This window comes from Paraburkholderia sp. BCC1886 (genome assembly GCF_900996245.1).
Lineage (GTDB): Bacteria > Pseudomonadota > Gammaproteobacteria > Burkholderiales > Burkholderiaceae > Paraburkholderia.
On record NZ_CAAJGK010000035.1, the window covers coordinates 104,275 to 120,612 of the forward strand.

At 64.0% G+C, this 16,338-nt stretch carries 14 protein-coding genes; 9 read left to right on the forward strand and 5 right to left on the reverse strand.

Annotation, left to right across the window (positions count from 1 at the left end):
* Positions 1 to 199 precede the first annotated feature (199 nt).
* Positions 200 to 967, forward strand: coding sequence for a transcriptional regulator GlcC (gene glcC / locus FQ746_RS05210; protein WP_144107857.1), 768 nt, complete (start codon positions 200 to 202; stop codon positions 965 to 967).
* A gap of 103 nt (positions 968 to 1,070) precedes the next feature.
* Entirely contained in the window at positions 1,071 to 1,976 is a 906-nt protein-coding gene (locus FQ746_RS05215) for an MOSC domain-containing protein (RefSeq protein ID WP_144107858.1), read from the forward strand.
* Positions 1,977 to 2,043: 67 nt separating this feature from the next.
* Here the strand turns inward: FQ746_RS05215 and FQ746_RS05220 are convergent, their stop codons facing one another.
* Positions 2,044 to 2,424, reverse strand: a complete 381-nt coding sequence (locus FQ746_RS05220; RefSeq protein ID WP_144107859.1) for a response regulator — start codon at positions 2,422 to 2,424, stop codon at positions 2,044 to 2,046.
* Between the two features lie 147 nt (positions 2,425 to 2,571).
* On the opposite strand from FQ746_RS05220, the gene FQ746_RS05225 reads away from it, so the two are divergent.
* Positions 2,572 to 3,786: a GAF domain-containing sensor histidine kinase gene (locus tag FQ746_RS05225; protein WP_144107860.1), complete on the forward strand. Its 1,215-nt coding sequence runs from the start codon at positions 2,572 to 2,574 to the stop codon at positions 3,784 to 3,786.
* Positions 3,787 to 3,825: 39 nt separating this feature from the next.
* Here FQ746_RS05225 and cobA read toward each other — a convergent pair whose 3' ends face one another.
* Both cobA and FQ746_RS34705 read right to left on the reverse strand, forming a co-directional pair.
* A complete protein-coding gene (gene cobA / locus FQ746_RS05230; RefSeq protein ID WP_144107861.1) occupies positions 3,826 to 4,647 on the reverse strand; it encodes a uroporphyrinogen-III C-methyltransferase in 822 nt (273 codons plus the stop codon).
* Positions 4,644 to 5,033, reverse strand: coding sequence for a hypothetical protein (locus FQ746_RS34705; RefSeq protein ID WP_186310646.1), 390 nt, complete (start codon positions 5,031 to 5,033; stop codon positions 4,644 to 4,646). Before FQ746_RS34705 ends, cobA begins: the two co-directional genes overlap by 4 nt.
* 238 nt (positions 5,034 to 5,271) lie before the next feature.
* Between FQ746_RS34705 and nirB the strand changes: the two genes are divergently transcribed.
* The 5 genes from nirB (at position 5,272) to FQ746_RS05255 (ending at position 14,577) form a co-directional block, all read left to right on the forward strand.
* Positions 5,272 to 7,812 carry a nitrite reductase large subunit NirB gene (nirB, locus tag FQ746_RS05235; protein ID WP_144107862.1) on the forward strand — a complete coding sequence of 847 codons (2,541 nt, stop codon included), beginning with the start codon at positions 5,272 to 5,274 and terminating at the stop codon, positions 7,810 to 7,812.
* 48 nt (positions 7,813 to 7,860) lie between these two features.
* Positions 7,861 to 8,223 carry a nitrite reductase small subunit NirD gene (gene nirD / locus FQ746_RS05240; RefSeq protein WP_144107863.1) on the forward strand — a complete coding sequence of 121 codons (363 nt, stop codon included), beginning with the start codon at positions 7,861 to 7,863 and terminating at the stop codon, positions 8,221 to 8,223.
* A 77-nt stretch (positions 8,224 to 8,300) separates the two neighbouring features.
* Positions 8,301 to 12,440, forward strand: a complete 4,140-nt coding sequence (locus FQ746_RS05245) for a sulfite reductase subunit alpha (RefSeq protein ID WP_144107864.1) — start codon at positions 8,301 to 8,303, stop codon at positions 12,438 to 12,440.
* 157 nt (positions 12,441 to 12,597) lie between these two features.
* Positions 12,598 to 13,965, forward strand: a complete 1,368-nt coding sequence (locus FQ746_RS05250; protein ID WP_144107865.1) for an MFS transporter — start codon at positions 12,598 to 12,600, stop codon at positions 13,963 to 13,965.
* 123 nt (positions 13,966 to 14,088) lie between these two features.
* Positions 14,089 to 14,577, forward strand: a complete 489-nt coding sequence (locus tag FQ746_RS05255; protein ID WP_144107866.1) for an MgtC/SapB family protein — start codon at positions 14,089 to 14,091, stop codon at positions 14,575 to 14,577.
* An 81-nt stretch (positions 14,578 to 14,658) separates the two neighbouring features.
* Here the strand turns inward: FQ746_RS05255 and FQ746_RS05260 are convergent, their stop codons facing one another.
* Entirely contained in the window at positions 14,659 to 15,024 is a 366-nt protein-coding gene (locus tag FQ746_RS05260; protein ID WP_144107867.1) for a hypothetical protein, read from the reverse strand.
* A gap of 211 nt (positions 15,025 to 15,235) precedes the next feature.
* On the opposite strand from FQ746_RS05260, the gene FQ746_RS05265 reads away from it, so the two are divergent.
* Entirely contained in the window at positions 15,236 to 15,859 is a 624-nt protein-coding gene (locus FQ746_RS05265; protein ID WP_144107868.1) for a glutathione S-transferase family protein, read from the forward strand.
* Between the two features lie 43 nt (positions 15,860 to 15,902).
* On the opposite strand, the gene FQ746_RS05270 is transcribed toward FQ746_RS05265, so the two are convergent.
* The gene (locus FQ746_RS05270; RefSeq protein ID WP_260853898.1) at positions 15,903 to 16,256 is read right to left on the reverse strand and encodes a response regulator; all 354 of its coding nucleotides are present in this window, start codon (positions 16,254 to 16,256) and stop codon (positions 15,903 to 15,905) included.
* Positions 16,257 to 16,338: the final 82 nt, after the last annotated feature.

The window sequence follows — 16,338 nt, forward strand, 5'->3', positions numbered from 1 at the left end:
GCGCGCGAGCGTGTCTCAACGGCGATTGTTGCGGCTGATGGCGGCTCGTGTCGAGCCTCCGGTCTAGTGGTCGTACCAGTTTATGAATGATGGACGAGATGCGAAACCGGGTGAAATCGCTTGCAGCGCGGGCACATTCAGCGTTTTTGAGCCGATCGCGTGATAGCATCCGCCAGTGGTCATACCAGTGGAATTTCCCATGCAGACAGCGGATATCGACACGCCCCGGCAGGTCGCCGACGTGGTCGCGGAGCGCATCGAACGCCTGATCGTCGACGGCGTCCTCAAAACCGGCCAGGCGCTGCCATCCGAACGACGCCTGACCGACAAGCTCGGCGTGTCGCGCACGGCATTGCGCGAAGGGCTCAAGTTGCTACGCGCGCGCGGCATCATCGAAACCTCGCATGGGCGGGGCTCGTTCGTTGCAAGCCTCACAGGAGCGCCCGCGCTCACGCCGATGATGCATCTGCTCGGTTCGCAGCCGCGCACGCTGTACGACCTGTTCGAAGTGCGCGGTTTGCTGGAGGCCGAATCGGCGCGGCTCGCGGCGCTGCGCGGTACGCCCGCCGACTTCGTGCTGATTACCCGCCGCTACGAGGAAATGCTCGCGGCGCAGGGCGAGGCGACCAGCGCCGCGACTCATGCGCGGCTCGATCACGCGTTCCATCTCGCGATTTGCGAGGCGTCGCATAACCCGGTGCTGGTCCATACGCTGAGTTCGCTGACCGATCTGCTCCTGAGTTCGGTGTTCGCGTCGGTGAACAATCTGTACCATCGCGCGCCGCAAAAGCGAGTGATCGACCGTCAGCATGCGCGGCTGTATAACGCGGTCACCGGCAAGCTGCCCGAGCAGGCGCGAAAGGCCGCCGCCGAGCATATCGACAGCGTGTGCGCGAATCTGCGGGAAATCGAGCAGGAAGAGCAGCGGTTGGTGCGTGCGACCCTGCGTCTGGAGGGATGGGAGTAAGCCACCGCGCATTGCCCCGTGCGGCACGCTGCAACTGGATGCGTGGGCATCTTACAATCGAGCCTCGCCGGAAAAGATTTTTAGAAAACTCACGCCCCACACCATGCCGACTATCAGCGAGCTTTTCGTCTATCCAATCAAATCCTGCGCGGGCATTGCGCTCGACGCAGCGCGCCTGCTCGCCACCGGTCTCGAATACGACCGCGGCTGGATGGCCACCGACCTGAGCGGCGCAATGCTCACGCAACGCGCTTATCCGCGTCTTGCGCTGATCGAGGTGGAAATCGGCGCGCGGGACTTGCTGATTCGCGCGCCCGGCATGAGCGAATTGCGCACGCCGCTCGATGCCGCCGAACTGGGCCTGGCAGCAGACGCCGCAATGGCCCCGGCGCAAGTGCATACGACAGTCTGGCGCGACGCCGCGGTCGGCCTCGACACCGGCGAAACGACGGCCGCCTGGTTTTCGGAATTTCTGGGCATACCGGCGCGTTTGCTGCGCTTCGACCCGCGACATGAGCGCACGGTCGACCCCGACTACACCGCCGACCATGGCGGCGCCACGACAATGTTTGCGGACGGGTTTCCACTACTGGTCATCGGTCAGGCGTCGCTCGACGATCTGAACGTTCGGCTGAACGCCAAAGGCGCGCCGTCGATTCCGATGAACCGGTTCCGTCCGAATATCGTGTTGACCGGGATCGACGCGTACGAGGAAGACTATGTGGAAACGCTCACCGTGAACGCAGATTCAGCGGATCCGGCTAGCAACGTGCAACTGAGTTTCGTCAAACTATGCGCGCGCTGCCCGATGCCGACCGTTGATCAGGCCAAAGGCGCACCCGATCCCGCATGGCCCAACGAGCCGACCGACACGTTGAGCGTCTACCGGGCCAATGCCCAACGCGACGGTGCGGTGACCTTCGGCAACAATGCGCTGATCGCGCGCGGCGCGGGCGCGTGGCTGCGGGTCGGTCAGAACGCAGACGCCGAACTGGGTTTCGGCGATTGATCCGAACGCTCGTAGGCACTGGCCGGTCAGGCGCACACGGCTGTCGAGCGCGATGGGCCTGACACGATTAATGACGGCTGCCGCCGGTGAGCGCCGCCAGAATCAGCGGCATCGGCACCGGTTTGACGAAGTGATGATTGAACCCGGAGCGCAGCGATTCGGTTTTCTCCTCGTCGCGGGCGAGCCCGGTAACCGCGACGAGCGTCGGGGCCGGAACATTGTCGACGTAGCGAATCCGGCGCGCCACCGCCCGGCCGTCCAGCCGCGGCATCTCGACATCGAGCAGCGCGGCGTCCGGGTGCCACTCGCAATATTGGGCGAGAGCGTCGAGGCCGTTGCGCGCGGTACGGATATCGAAACCGTGCGAGCTGAAAAACAGAACGTAGGCTGCCAGCAGGTTGGGATCGTCATCGGCGATCAGCAGTCGTGCAGTGTCGTGTGTCAACATCCGGAAACCCCAGTTTGTGTTGTCTGGAACCCAGCAATTTGAAGTCCCGCTAGAATCTGGGGCGCGACACCGGACGATTCCGGCCCGCGTTTCGTTAATTTCTGGTGTTGCATGCTGGATATCGTCTGTATCTGGCACCATTTTTTCATGACCCAAAATTCACCCGAAAACCTGCCGCCCCTAGATCCGAATCTCGCTCGCGACCTCGAAGCGGTGAGGCGAATCGACGCCGTGCCGTCGATCCTGCGGCTCATCTGCAAGAACACAGGCATGGGCTTCGCGGCGGTCGCGCGCGTTACGGACTGCGACTGGACGGCCTGCGCGGTGCAGGACGAAGTCAATTTCGGGCTCGGCGTGGGTGGTCAGCTGGACCTGCAAACCACGCTCTGTTTCGAATCGCGCAACGCGCGCGCCACCATCGTCATCGACGATTTCGCTCAGGACCCGGTCTACAACGGGCATCACACTTCCCGTATCTACAACCTCGGCAGCTATATTTCCGTGCCCATCGTGCTTCCGGACGGGAGCTATTTCGGTAATCTCTGCGCGATCGATGCACATCCGGCTCAATTGTCGAATCAGCGCACCTTGGGCATGTTCGAGGTATTTGCTGATCTGATCGCCATTCAGCTCGCTACCGAGGGCCGGCAAATGGCGGCCGAAACCGCGCTTTCGAGCGAGCGGGAGAATTCGAGTCTGCGCGAACAGTTCATCGCCGTACTGGGGCACGATCTGCGCAATCCGCTTTCCGCAGTCATGGCTACCGCCGAATTGCTGGCGCTGCGCAAGAGCGAACCCGACATCGTGAAAATCGGCCAGCGGCTGAAATCCACCAGCCTGCGGATGGCGCGCCTGATCGACGACGTGATGGATTTCGCGCGTGGGCGGCTGGGCTCGGGCATCGGCGTGTCGATCGAACAGGTCGACGATCTCGCGACGGCGCTGCGCGTGGTGGTGGCCGAAGTGCGCGAGGCAAACCCCGAACGGGTGCTCGCCGACGATATCGACTTGCCCATGCCGGTGCGCTGCGACCGCACCCGTGTGCAACAGCTAGTGTCGAATCTGCTCGGCAACGCGGTTACGCACGGCTCCGAAGTGCTGCCGATCCGCGTGCAGGCGCGGGTCGTCGACGCGCAGATCGTGCTGAGCGTGACCAACGGCGGCAACGTAATCCAGCCGGAAACCCTGAGCCGCGTATTCGAGCCTTACTGGCGGCCGGCCAGCAGCAAACCGGGCGGCGGGCTGGGGCTCGGCCTCTATATCTGCAAACAGATCGTGTCTGCGCATGGCGGCACGCTCGACGTCAGGTCCTCCGAAGAAGAGGGCACCTGTTTCGTCGCGAAATTGCCGATCGGGATTTGAGAGGCGGCGGTGCCCCCGCCGTCGCCGCCGCCGCCGTCGTCATGCAGCGTGCGCGATGGCTTCTTCTTGCGGCAATCCCGCTTTAGCGATTGCGTCGCAAGACGACTGACTTTCCCCATACAGACTTTCCATACTTTCGCCGATCGCGTCGCCGACCAGAATGACGGCCGGACTCCCGAAGCCGGCCTCGGCTGCGTGCTGTGCGAGCCGATCGAGGCGGGTTACAAGGCGCCGCTCCTGTTGCCCACCTGCCCATTGCACGACAGCCGCGGGCGTATCCGCCGGCAAGCTCTTTAGCAATTCGGCTGCGAGACTGTCGATGCGGCGCATGCCCATGTAAATCGCCAGCGTCATGCGAGTAGCGGCGAGCGCGGCCCAATCGGGCTCGCCATGATCTTCGGTATGCGCGGTGACGAAGCTCACGCCGTGGCAATGACGCCGATGCGTGAGTGAGATGCCGAGTCCCGCTGCGGCGGCGAAGCCCGATGAAATCCCGTTGACGATATCGACCGTGATCCCGGCACGCCGTAATGCCGCCAGTTCTTCGCCTGCGCGACCGAACAGCAGCGCTTCTCCGCCTTTCACCCGCACCACGTGCAGACCTTTGAGCGCATAGTGCTGCATCAGCCGCTCGATGAACGCCTGCGGCGTCGAGCGGCAGCCGCCGCGTTTGCCGACGCGAATCACGCGGGCTTGCGGCGCGAGCGTCGCGATCTCGGGATTGGCGAGATCGTCGAGCAGCACGACGTCGGCGAGCGCCAGCGTTTTCGCGGCGCGCAGCGTCAGCAGATCGAGATCGCCGGGACCTGCGCTCAGCAAAGTGACTTTGCCGGCGTGGGTGGAGCAGGTTGAGAGTGTCATCGCGGTGTTCCTGAATTGCGGGTGTGGCGCGCGGCGCAATCGTCGATGCTGCGTGTGCGGGCCAAAAAAAAGCGTCCGCTCGTGATCATCACGAGCGGACGCCGTTGTCCGTGGTAAAACGCGGGGTCCCGAACCGTTCCGGCTTCGTTGCCGGAGGGACGCTGCGGTTTCCTGATGCAAGGACTGCGCCATCGCGAGCCGCGATCAATCCGAAGCTGCATCGCAGTGCGGGCTTCGGCGCTGAAGCGGTCATCACGCGCGAGCGCATGGGTGCCCTTGCGACGCACGTGTGCAGTGCTGCATCGCACCAGCCGGGTGCCTGCGTGCATCAAAACGCGTCGGCGTCGATGTATGAAGAAAAACGCGTCGAAGTCACCCAAAGCCACGCGCCGCTGCCGTCTCGCGGCAATCCGGCACGATTGGCATGGCCTTTGCATTGAGCCTTGCCATCGGATCAACGTGGATCCGGCGCGGGTGCAACACAAAGCACGCGCTGCAATACCGGTCAGGACAATGGCGTCCCCCGAATCCAGTCATCGACTGGGTTCGCGGGACGCCATTTTTTTTGCGCGTTCGCTTCACGGCGATCCCCGCCCAGCACAACGTATTGAGGAAACCGCGGTCATGAAAATCATCGTTATCGGTCACGGCATGGTCGGCCACAAGCTGGTGGAGTGTCTCGCGCAAGACGCCGCGCATGGACTCGATATCACCGTGCTGTGCGAGGAATCGCGGCCGGCCTACGACCGCGTTCATCTGTCCGAGTTTTTTGCGGGCAAGACGGCCGACGAGTTGTCGCTGGTCACGCCGGGTTTCTTCGAGCGGCAAAACGTCTTGCTCAAACTGAATGCGAAAGCGGTCGCGATCGATCGCGATGCGCGCACCGTCACGGTATCGACGGGGGAAACGCTGCCCTACGACAAGCTGGTATTCGCGACGGGATCGTATCCGTTCGTGCCGCCCGTAGCAGGACGTGAGCGTGCCGACTGCTTCGTGTACCGGACCATCGACGATCTCGAAGCCATGCGCGAATGCGGCGCGCGCTCGAAGACGGGCACGGTGGTCGGCGGCGGTCTGCTGGGTCTGGAATGCGCGAAGGCGTTGCGCGACATGGGCCTGCAAACGCACGTGGTGGAATTCGCGCCGCGTTTGATGGCGGTTCAGGTGGACGAGGGCGGTGGCCGCGTGTTGCGTACGCGGATCGAAGAACTGGGCGTCACCGTGCATACGCAAAAGAACACCACGGAAATCGTCGATGGCGAGACGGGCACGCATCGCATGCAGTTCGCCGACGGCAGTCACCTCGACACCGACATGATCGTGTTCTCGGCCGGCATCCGTCCGCGCGACGACCTCGCGCGTGCAAGCGGTCTGACGCTCGGGCCGCGCGGCGGCATCGTGATCGACGACGCCTGCCGCACGAGCGACGAGCATATCTATGCGGTCGGCGAATGCGCGCTGTGGAGCGGACAGTTGTTCGGACTCGTGGCGCCCGGTTATGAAATGGCGAGAGCCGTGGCGAAACAGTTGCTCGGCGAATCCGCGCAATTCGGCGGCGCCGACATGAGCACCAAGCTGAAGCTGATGGGCGTCGATGTCGCGAGTATCGGCGATGCGCACGGCGTCACGCCGGACAGCCGCGCGTATCAGTTCAGCGACGAACGCAAACAGGTCTACAAAAAGCTGGTGGTGTCGGGCTGCGGCAAGTTTCTGCTCGGCGCGGTGATGGTCGGCGACGCGAGCGAATACGGCACGCTCTTGCAGATGATGTTGAACCGCATCGAATTGCCCGAGGCGCCGGAATTTTTGATTCTGCCGGCTTCCGACGGCAACGCGAAACCGGCGCTCGGCGTCGAGGCCTTGCCCGCGGCCGCGCAGATCTGCTCGTGCAACGACGTGTCGAAAGGCACGCTGTGCGCCGCCGTCTGCGCGGGTGCGACCGACATCGGCGCGCTCAGGAGTGTGACCGGCGCGGGCACGTCGTGCGGCGGCTGCGTGCCGCTCGTCACGCAGGTGATGAAGGCCGAGATGAAGAAGCAGGGCATGGCCGTGAACAACCATGTCTGCGAACACTTTCCGTATTCGCGCCAGGAGTTGTATCACCTCGTGCGCGTCGAATCGATCCGCAGCTTCGGCGAGTTGCTGACTAAGCACGGCCACGGACTCGGCTGCGATGTCTGCAAGCCGACGGTGGCCAGCATTCTCGCTTCGTGCTGGAACGAGTTCGTCTTGAAGAAGGAGCACGCGTCGCTGCAGGACACCAACGACTACTACCTCGCCAACATTCAGCGCGACGGCACGTATTCGGTCGTCCCGCGCATGGCGGGCGGGGAAGTCACGCCCGACGGCCTGATCGCAGTCGGCCAGGTCGCGAAGAAATACGGGCTCTATACGAAGATCACCGGCGGGCAACGGGTCGATCTGTTCGGCGCGCGCGTCGAACAACTGCCGTTCATCTGGGAAGAGCTGATCGCGGCCGGCTTCGAATCCGGGCACGCGTACGGCAAATCGCTGCGCACCGTTAAGTCGTGCGTGGGCTCGACGTGGTGCCGCTATGGCGTCGGCGATTCGGTCGGTCTCGCGGTCGAAATCGAAAACCGTTACAAGGGGCTGCGCACGCCGCACAAGATCAAGTTCGGCGTGTCGGGTTGCACGCGCGAATGCGCGGAAGCGCAGGGCAAGGACGTCGGCATCATCGCGACCGAGAAAGGCTGGAATCTCTACGTGTGCGGCAATGGCGGCATGAAACCGCGGCATGCGGAACTGCTCGCGTCCGACCTCGATAAGGACACGCTGGTGCGCTATATCGACCGCTTCCTGATGTTCTACGTGCGCACCGCAGACCGTCTGCAACGCACCAGCGTCTGGCGCGAAAACCTCGAAGGCGGCCTTGCGTATCTGAAGTCGATCGTGGTCGACGACCGCCTCGGCATCGCTGCCGAACTGGAGTCGAACATGCAGCACGTGGTCGACACCTATGAATGCGAATGGAAGAAAGCGGTCACCGATCCCGACACGCGCAAACGCTTCCGTCACTTCGTCAACAGCGGCGAGGCGGATGCCAACGTGAGCTTCGTCGAAGAGCGTGGACAGATTCGCCCGGCGACGCCCGCCGAGCGGCAAACGAAGCTCGCGGCGATTCCCGTCGTCGTCGAGACCGTCTGACGCGTTTGCGCCCGTTCATTCCCTACACATTCCGCACAGAGACCCGCCATGAACCATGACCGCTTGCCGACCCACTGGACGCCGATCTGCGCGCTCGACGACATCGTTCCGAATACGGGCGTGTGTGCGCTCGTGAACGGCGAACAGGTCGCCGTTTTTCATGTGAACAGCGGGAGCGCCTCCACTGGGGCCAGCATGGTCTATGCGATCGACAACTTCGATCCGGGTTCGCAGGCCGCGGTGCTGTCGCGCGGGCTGATCGGCAGTCTCGGCGACCGGCTGGTGGTGGCCTCGCCGATCTACAAGCATCACTTCGATCTGCGCACCGGCGAATGCCTCGAGACCCCGGCGTATTCGGTCAGTGCGTTCGCCGCACGGGTCGAAGACGGCCAGGTGTGGGTCGGGCATTAAGCGGGCTTTACAGCGGGCATTAAGCGGGCATTAGCACGCGCGCGCACTCTTCGAAACTCGACAGGCCTCCAGGCATCATGTCCTCCGCTAACGTCAAAACGGTGTGCCCCTACTGCGGCGTCGGCTGCGGAATGGTGCTGCACGTCGAGGACGGCCAGGTCGTGAAGATTTCCGGCGACAAGGAGCATCCGGCCAACTTCGGACGCCTTTGCACGAAGGGGCAGTCGGCCCACGTCGCATTGCGCAAGTCGGGACGGCTCGAAGGCGCGTTCGTGCGGCATGCGCGCGGCCAGGACCCGGCGCCGCTGCCGGTCGCACAGGCCATCGGCACGACCGCCGCGCGCCTGCGTGCGCTGCTCGACGAGCATGGACCCGATGCGCTGTCGTTCTACGTGTCCGGACAGATGTCGATCGAGGCGCAGTACCTCGTCAACAAGCTCGCGAAGGGTTTTGTCGGCACCAACAACATCGAATCCAATTCACGTCTTTGCATGGCGAGCGCGGGCAGCGGCTACAAGCTGTCGCTCGGCGCGGACGGCCCGCCGGGTTCATACGAAGACATCGATCACGCCGACCTGTTCTTCGTGATCGGCGCGAATATGGCCGACTGTCACCCGATTCTGTATCTGCGCATGATGGATCGCGTGAAGGCCGGTGCGAAGCTGATCGTGGTAGACCCGCGCCGCACGACCACCGCGGACAAGGCCGATCTGTTCCTGCAGATCAAACCCGGCACCGACCTCGCATTGCTCAACGGCCTGCTGCATCTGCTGCACGAGAACGGCCAGACGAATGCCGCTTTCATTGCCGAAGCCACCGAAGGCTGGGACGCGTTGCCCGCTTTTCTCGCGGACTACACGCCCGAACACGTCGCGCGCATCACCGGACTCGCTGCCGACGACATCCGTCGCGTGGCGCAGACGATCGGCGCCGCCGGCGAGTGGATGAGCTGCTGGACCATGGGCCTGAATCAGAGCACGCACGGCACGTGGCACACCAACGCGATCTGCAACCTGCATCTGGCGACCGGCAAGATCTGCCGGCGCGGCAGCGGACCGTTTTCGCTGACGGGTCAGCCGAACGCGATGGGCGGCCGTGAAATGGGCTACATGGGGCCCGGCTTGCCGGGACAACGTTCGGTGCTGGTCGACGAAGACCGCGCGTTCATCGAGGATTTGTGGGGCATTGCGCGCGGCACGCTGCGAACCGACGTCGGCACCGGCACGGTCGATATGTTCGCGCGGATGGCCGCTGGCGAGATCAAGGCGTGCTGGATTATCTGCACGAATCCGGTGGCGAGCGTGCCGAACCGCAGCGCCGCGATTGCCGGTTTGCGACGCGCGGCACTCGTAATCGCGCAGGACGCGTTTCTCGACACCGAGACCAACCGTTACGCGGACGTGCTGCTGCCGGGCGCGCTTTGGGCCGAAGCGGAAGGCGTGATGATCAACTCCGAGCGCAACCTGACGCTGATGCAAAAGGGCATCGAGCCGCCGGGCGCCGCGTTGCCGGACTGGCAGATCATCGCGCGTGTCGCCTGCGAAATGGGCTTTGCCGATGCGTTCACGTACGCGAGCGCCGACGAGGTCTTCACCGAAATCACCCGTGCGTCGAATCCGAAGACGGGTTACGACCTGCGCGGCGCGAGTCATCGGCGGCTCAGGGAGTCGCCGTTGCAGTGGCCGCTGGCCACGCCCGACGGTGCCGAAAGAAACCCCGTGCGCTATCGCAACGACGGCGTGAATCAGCCGCTGCGCCAGGCCGGCGACGGCAGTGTACCGGCGCTGACTTTTCCGACCGCTTCCGGCCGCGCCCGTTTCTTCGCGCGGGCCTATGCGGCGCCCGCCGAATTGCCCGACGGTGAGTTTCCGCTCGTGCTGAACACGGGCCGCCTGCAACACCAATGGCACACGATGACCAAGACGGGCAAGGTCGCGATGCTCAACAAGCTGAACCCGGGACCGTTCGTCGAGATTCATCCGCAGGACGCCGCGGCGCTCGGCATCAAGGCTAAAGACCCGGTCGAAGTCCGTTCGCGTCGCGGTCGCGCGGTGCTGCCCGCTGTCGTCAGCGAACGCGTCGCCGCCGGCAACTGCTTCGCGCCGATGCACTGGAACGATGTGTTCGGCGACGACCTGTGTATCAACGCGGTCACGAGCGATGCGATCGATCCGGTTTCGCAGCAGCCCGAATTGAAGTTCTGTGCGGTCGCGCTGAGCCGTGTACCGGTCGAACCGCTCGCGGCAGAGCCGGCCGGGGACAGCGACGCACCCGCCGATGTCGAGGAAAGAGATATGTCGCGTATCGAAGCACTGAGCGGTCTGCTGAAGTTGCCGGCGACGCCCGAGCCCGAATTCAGCGAGGCCGAACAGACTTATCTGGCGGGCTTCGTCGGTGGCTTACGTGCGGCCGAAGTGCGGGGTTTCGACGGCGTACCCGCGTTGCCGCTGGCTGCGCCGTTCGATCCGAAGCGTCGGCTTTACGTGGATGGTTTACTCGCCGGGCTATATAGCCGCAACGCGACGACGCCCGTCGTTGCCGCGGAGAAACTCGCCGACGCGCCAGCGGACGCAGGCGTTCGCATCGTGCGCGCGCGTCCCAAGGTCACGCTGCTGTGGGCGTCGCAAACCGGTAACGCCGAATCGCTGACCGAGCGCTATGCCACGCGTCTGATGGAGTCGGGCTTCGAAATCCGCACCTCGTGTATGGCGGACTATCCGGCGTCGGCATTGGCCAAGGCGCAATACGTGTTGCTGATGTCGAGCACTTTCGGCGATGGCGACGCGCCCGACAACGCGCAGACTTTCTGGACGCAACTGAACAGCGCGGAAGCGCCGGATCTGGCCGGCGTGCACTTCGCGGTGCTCGCGCTGGGCGACCGCAACTACGACCAGTTCTGCGGCCACGGCCGGCGGCTCGACGAACGGTTCGCGGCACGAGGTGCGTCGCGTTTGCTGGAACGCGTCGATTGCGACGGCGAGTATCAGGAGAGCGCCGACGCGTGGCTCGAACGTGTAATCGTGCGCATCAACGAAGAAGACGCCGCGTTGCATGCGGTGCCTCCGGGCGGCATGATCAACGCGGTCGTGCCGGGCACGGTGCCGACCAAAATGCAGCCGGCCACCTCGCAACTGGTCGGCAACCTGCGCCTGAACAAACCCGGCGCCGCGAAAGACACGCGCTATTTCTCGTTGAGCACGCAAGGCTCCGGCATCGAATACGAAGCGGGTGACGCGCTCGGCGTGTGGCCGAGCAATTGCCCCGAACTGGTGGACGAACTGATCGCACTGAGCAGTTCGAATGCGCAGACCAGCGTGCACGTGAGCGGCGTGGGCGAGATGCGTCTCGCCGATGCGTTGACGCGGCACTACGAGATCGCGCGGCCGAGCCCCGACGCGCTCGCGTTTATCGCCGCGCGTAGCCGCGACGGCGCGTTGCGCGAGTTGCTGAAGCCCGAGCGCCGCGCCGATCTCAAGCAATGGTTGTGGGGGCAGCAACTCGCCGACGTGCTGCACGAATTCCCCGTGAGTCTCACCGCCGCCGAACTGACCGGGCTGCTCAAGCGTTTGCAACCGCGTCTGTATTCGATTGCATCGAGCCCGAAGGCGCATCCCGGTGAAGTGCATCTGACGGTGTCGGCGGTGCGTTACAGCAACGGCCGGCGTCAGCGCAAAGGCGTGTCGTCGACGTTCCTCGCCGATCGTGCGGAAGGGGCGAACGTGCCGGTGTTCGTGCAGAAGTCCGCGCATTTCCGGCCGCCGCACAGCGGCGATACGCCGATCGTGATGGTCGGTCCCGGCACCGGCGTTGCACCGTTTCGCGGCTTCCTGCACGAGCGCCGTGCACGCGGCGACACGGGCCGCAACTGGCTGTTCTTCGGCGAACAGCATGCGGCCACCGATTTCTACTATCGCGACGAACTCGAAGGTCTGCGTGACAGCGGTGTGCTGACGCGTCTGGATGTCGCCTTCTCGCGCGATCAAAGCGAAAAGATCTACGTGCAGGACCGGATGCGCGAGCAGGGCGCGCAACTGTGGTCGTGGCTCGAGGAAGGCGCGCACGTCTATGTGTGTGGCGACGCGAGCCGGATGGCGAAGGATGTCGACGCGACGCTCAAGCAGGTGGTCGCGCAGCACGGCGGCATGAGCGAGGACAAGGCGCTCGACTACGTGACCCGTCTCGCGCAGGAAAAGCGCTATGTGCGCGACGTTTACTGAGTTCCCAAGGTTCGCAGAAGTTCGGAGTCACGCAGTACCGCAATGGCATGGAGGTTGCATCTTCAGGCCGGTTATTTACACCGCTTTCGTTTCGGTTCTTTGGTGCGCGACACGCACCGGCCGGCTCGACAAAAAACCCGTTTTATGAGGATGTCTGATGAAAACCGTGATGAGCTCCCTAAAGAGTGGGGACTGGCGCGCGCTGGTGGCGTGTTTCCTCTATTTCGACACTGGCTTTACGGTCTGGGTCCTGTACGGGCCGCTCGCGCCGTTCATCAGCAAGAGCATTGCGATGTCGCCGGCGCAGCAAGGTTTGCTGGTTGCGGTGCCGGTGCTGTCGGCGGCGATTCTGCGCGTGACGCTCGGTAATCTGTATCAGTCCGCGCATGGCAAGCGCATCGCGCTGATGGGCGTACTGCTGTCCGCGGTGCCGACCATCGTGTTGCCGCTGCTGTCGTCGGTGCCGTCGTACAACCTGTTGCTGGTGCTCGGCGTATTCCTCGGCGTCGGCGGTGCGAGCTTCGCGGTCGCGCTGCCGATGGCCGGCAGCAACTATCCGCCGAAGGTGCAGGGCCTGGTGCTGGGACTCGCCGCGGCCGGCAATATCGGCGCGGTGCTCGACGGCTTCCTGTTTCCGCAACTGGCCACGCACTACGGCTGGCAGATGGCAGCCGGCGGCGCGTTGCCCTTGCTGGCGATCGCGGCCATCACGCTGTACTTCTGGGCCAACGACTCGGGCGTCAAATCGGGCAGCGTGCTGCGCGCGTTCGGCAGTTTCGCGGTGACGCTGGTCGGCCTGATCGTGCTGGTGATGCTGGTCTCGTTCGGCCTGTTCGGCTCCGGCAAAACCGGCGTGCTGCTGTTGCCGGTGATCGGCGCGTTGCTGGCCATCGCCGTGTTGCCGAAGCACTATCGTTCGGTGCTCGGCGAGCGCGATACGTGGGCGATCATGCTGGTGTACAGCATCACCTTCGGTGGTTTCGTCGGCATGTCGTCGTACGTGACTTTGCTGTTGACCAATCTTTATCAACTGTCGAAGATCGATGCCGGCCTCTTCATGGCCTTGCTCGCGGCAACCGGTGCGATGGTGCGTCCGCTCGGCGGGCTGGTGGCCGACCGCATTTCCGGCGTACGCGCGTTGACGTTCCTGCTTGCGATCATCTCGGTGTGCGACTTCGTGTTCGCTGCCGTCATGCCGTCGATGGCGGGTGGGATCGCTCTGCTGTTGTGTATGTACGTAGCCTTCGGTCTGGGTAACGGCGCGACTTTCCAGCTCGTGCCGCATCGCTGGGCCGGTCGCACCGGGCTGATGTCGGGCATCGTCGGCGCGGCGGGCGGCATCGGCGGCTTCTATCTGCCGGTCGTGATGGGCATCGCGAAGGAAAGCACCGGCAGCTATCAGATGGGCTTCGCGACGTTCGGCGCACTGGCCGCCTGTGCGTTCATTGCGATCGTCGCGCTGCGCCGCCCGTGGATGGCCTGGTCGATGCAAACCGGCGTGCTGCACGCGCACGCGACGGAGTAACCCAACGCTTCGGCCCGATCGCGTTAGGCGATTCGCGGTTGCTTTTTGTTTCGCTTCTGTTCGACAGCGAGGCCGCTTCCCCCGCTATGCTTGGCGTTTTGCAAAAAACGTCGGGTATTTGTAATGATGAACGTGTGGGAAGTCGTCTGGGTTACGGCGAAAGCCGAATTCTCCGATCTCGGCAGCATGGCCGACGTCACGCGAGTCCTGATGCGTCTGGGACTCGCGTTGATCCTCGGCGGCATTATCGGCTTCGAGCGGGAGATGTCGCGGCGAGATGCAGGCATGCGCACGCACATGATGGTGGCGGTCGGCGCGGCGCTGTTCGTCGTCGTGCCGCTGCAAAGCGGCTTCTCGCAGGACAACATGAGCCGCGTGTTGCAAGGGCTCGTGTCGGGCGTGGGTTTTCTGGGCGCGGGCGCCATCATCAAGATCAGCGCGGATCGCGAAGTGCGTGGGCTGACCACGGCGGCGAGCCTGTGGTTGAGTGCGGGTGTGGGCGTGGCGGCCGGACTCGGGCGCGAGGCGACGGCCATTCTGAGCGTGGCCATTGCGCTCGTGATTCTCTCGAGCGCGCGCATGTTCAAGCGGCGCGATACGGATGTGCAGTAACGGCGGCAGAAGGGCGAACCGCCGTTGTTCGACTTCGCGTCGAGCTTTTGCTGAACCTGCTTGGCCAGGCCGGCGATGTTCTTAATCTGCGATGCGTTTGTCCGCCAGCGCCGTTTCGCAGTCTGCCAGCACCTGCCGCAGCAGACGCGCTTGCGGATCGAGCTCGTCCGTGTCGAGAATTTCCTCGACCGCATCGCGGGCCCAATCGGTTTCGACGAAGGCCGCGTGACGCCGCGCGATTTCCAGTGCCAGCGCAGACAACCTCGCGACGCTCAACCAGTCGGCTTCACGCGAACGGCGATCGAGCCATTTATGCGCGGCCTGCACGTGAAACGTGGCGTCGGGCCAGTCTTCGTTCAGGTAGTAGGCACCCAGACTTCCGCAGGTGAGCCAGCACAACAGATCCAGACGGTCACGCGGACTCAGATGATGGCGTACATCACTCATGGCGACGCTCACTGCTGTAGTTTGCTCTGGAGAGGACAGCGGGCGCCGCCTCTGGTTGCGGTCAACGATATCACGCAGAAATCACGCTCGGCAATGTCTGTCGCGCGCGCTATGTGGGGCCGCGCGCGCTGCCCCGAGGCCGCACTGGCCTCGTTCGACGGGGCGTAACTGTCTCTGTCGGTGTCTGCCTGTCATGGTTACGCTACGCCCCATGCTAAAAATCCTCGGTAAGACCTCGTCCATCAACGTGCGCAAAGTGCTGTGGACCTGCGCGGAACTCGGCCTCGCCTTCGACCAGGAGGACTGGGGCTCGGGTTTTCGCAGCACGGCGGCGCCCGAATTTCTTGCGCTGAATCCCAACGCCATGGTGCCCGTCGTACGCGACGGCGAGTTCGTGCTGTGGGAGTCGAACTCGATCATCCGTTATCTGGCCGGGCGGTATCGCGGCGAGTGGCTGTATCCCGTCGATCCCACCCAGCGGTTCCGCTGCGATCAATGGATCGACTGGCAGGCGAGTGAGTTGAACCGCTCGTGGAGTTACGCGTTTCTCGCGCTGGTGCGGCAGTCGCCGGCACACGGGGACGCGCAGCAGATCGCGGCGTCCTGCGAAAACTGGACGCGCCACATGGCGATCGTCGAGTCGCAACTCGCGCGAACCGGCGCATACATCGCGGGGCCGGCGTTCTCGCTCGCGGACATTCCCGTTGCGCTGTCGATCAACCGCTGGCTGGAGACGCCCCTGCAACATGCGGATTTTCCAGCGGTGACCGCCTATATGACCCGGCTCGCCGCACGCGACGCCTATCGCCTTTACTGCCGCAACGGCACACCTTGACGTTCAGGCACGCATCGACGTCGACCGACGACCGCTGCGCGCCTCACACCAGGAAAGTCTCCATCAGCGCCAGCAGTTTTTCGGGCGACTGGCCTTTCTGGCAATAGCCGTCGAACTCCGAGTCGGCCAGATGGCGGCGCACCTCGGCCTCATCGAGCGCGGTATGCGCAAGGATCGCGATGTGGCTGGTGCGCTCGTCGCGGCGAATCGTCAGCGACGCCTGGAAGCCGTTGCACTCGGGCATCGAGATATCCATGAGGATCACGTGCGGCTTGTTGTCGACGGCGTCGGCAATGGCTTCTGCACCGCCATAAGCGACCCGGCAGTCGATGTTTTCCGATGACAGGTAGGCCGCCATTGCGTCGGCGGCGTTGGTGTTGTCGTCGACCACCAGCACGCGCAACCGGCGGTGGTGCACGTCGACGGATCGTCCCGTCCATTTCTGGACCGGGGAACTGGATGTCTGCGGGCGCATATCA

What these genes read in the sequence shown, in the direction of transcription:
- glcC (WP_144107857.1), top strand. Translation starts at nt 200, where the DNA reads ATGCAGACAGCGGATATCGACACGCCCCGGCAGGTCGCCGACGTGGTC.
- FQ746_RS05215 (WP_144107858.1), top strand. Translation starts at nt 1,071, where the DNA reads ATGCCGACTATCAGCGAGCTTTTCGTCTATCCAATCAAATCCTGCGCG.
- FQ746_RS05220 (WP_144107859.1), bottom strand. Translation starts at nt 2,424, where the DNA reads ATGTTGACACACGACACTGCACGACTGCTGATCGCCGATGACGATCCC.
- FQ746_RS05225 (WP_144107860.1), top strand. Translation starts at nt 2,572, where the DNA reads ATGACCCAAAATTCACCCGAAAACCTGCCGCCCCTAGATCCGAATCTC.
- cobA (WP_144107861.1), bottom strand. Translation starts at nt 4,647, where the DNA reads ATGACACTCTCAACCTGCTCCACCCACGCCGGCAAAGTCACTTTGCTG.
- nirB (WP_144107862.1), top strand. Translation starts at nt 5,272, where the DNA reads ATGAAAATCATCGTTATCGGTCACGGCATGGTCGGCCACAAGCTGGTG.
- nirD (WP_144107863.1), top strand. Translation starts at nt 7,861, where the DNA reads ATGAACCATGACCGCTTGCCGACCCACTGGACGCCGATCTGCGCGCTC.
- FQ746_RS05245 (WP_144107864.1), top strand. Translation starts at nt 8,301, where the DNA reads ATGTCCTCCGCTAACGTCAAAACGGTGTGCCCCTACTGCGGCGTCGGC.
- FQ746_RS05250 (WP_144107865.1), top strand. Translation starts at nt 12,598, where the DNA reads ATGAAAACCGTGATGAGCTCCCTAAAGAGTGGGGACTGGCGCGCGCTG.
- FQ746_RS05255 (WP_144107866.1), top strand. Translation starts at nt 14,089, where the DNA reads ATGATGAACGTGTGGGAAGTCGTCTGGGTTACGGCGAAAGCCGAATTC.
- FQ746_RS05260 (WP_144107867.1), bottom strand. Translation starts at nt 15,024, where the DNA reads ATGAGTGATGTACGCCATCATCTGAGTCCGCGTGACCGTCTGGATCTG.
- FQ746_RS05265 (WP_144107868.1), top strand. Translation starts at nt 15,236, where the DNA reads ATGCTAAAAATCCTCGGTAAGACCTCGTCCATCAACGTGCGCAAAGTG.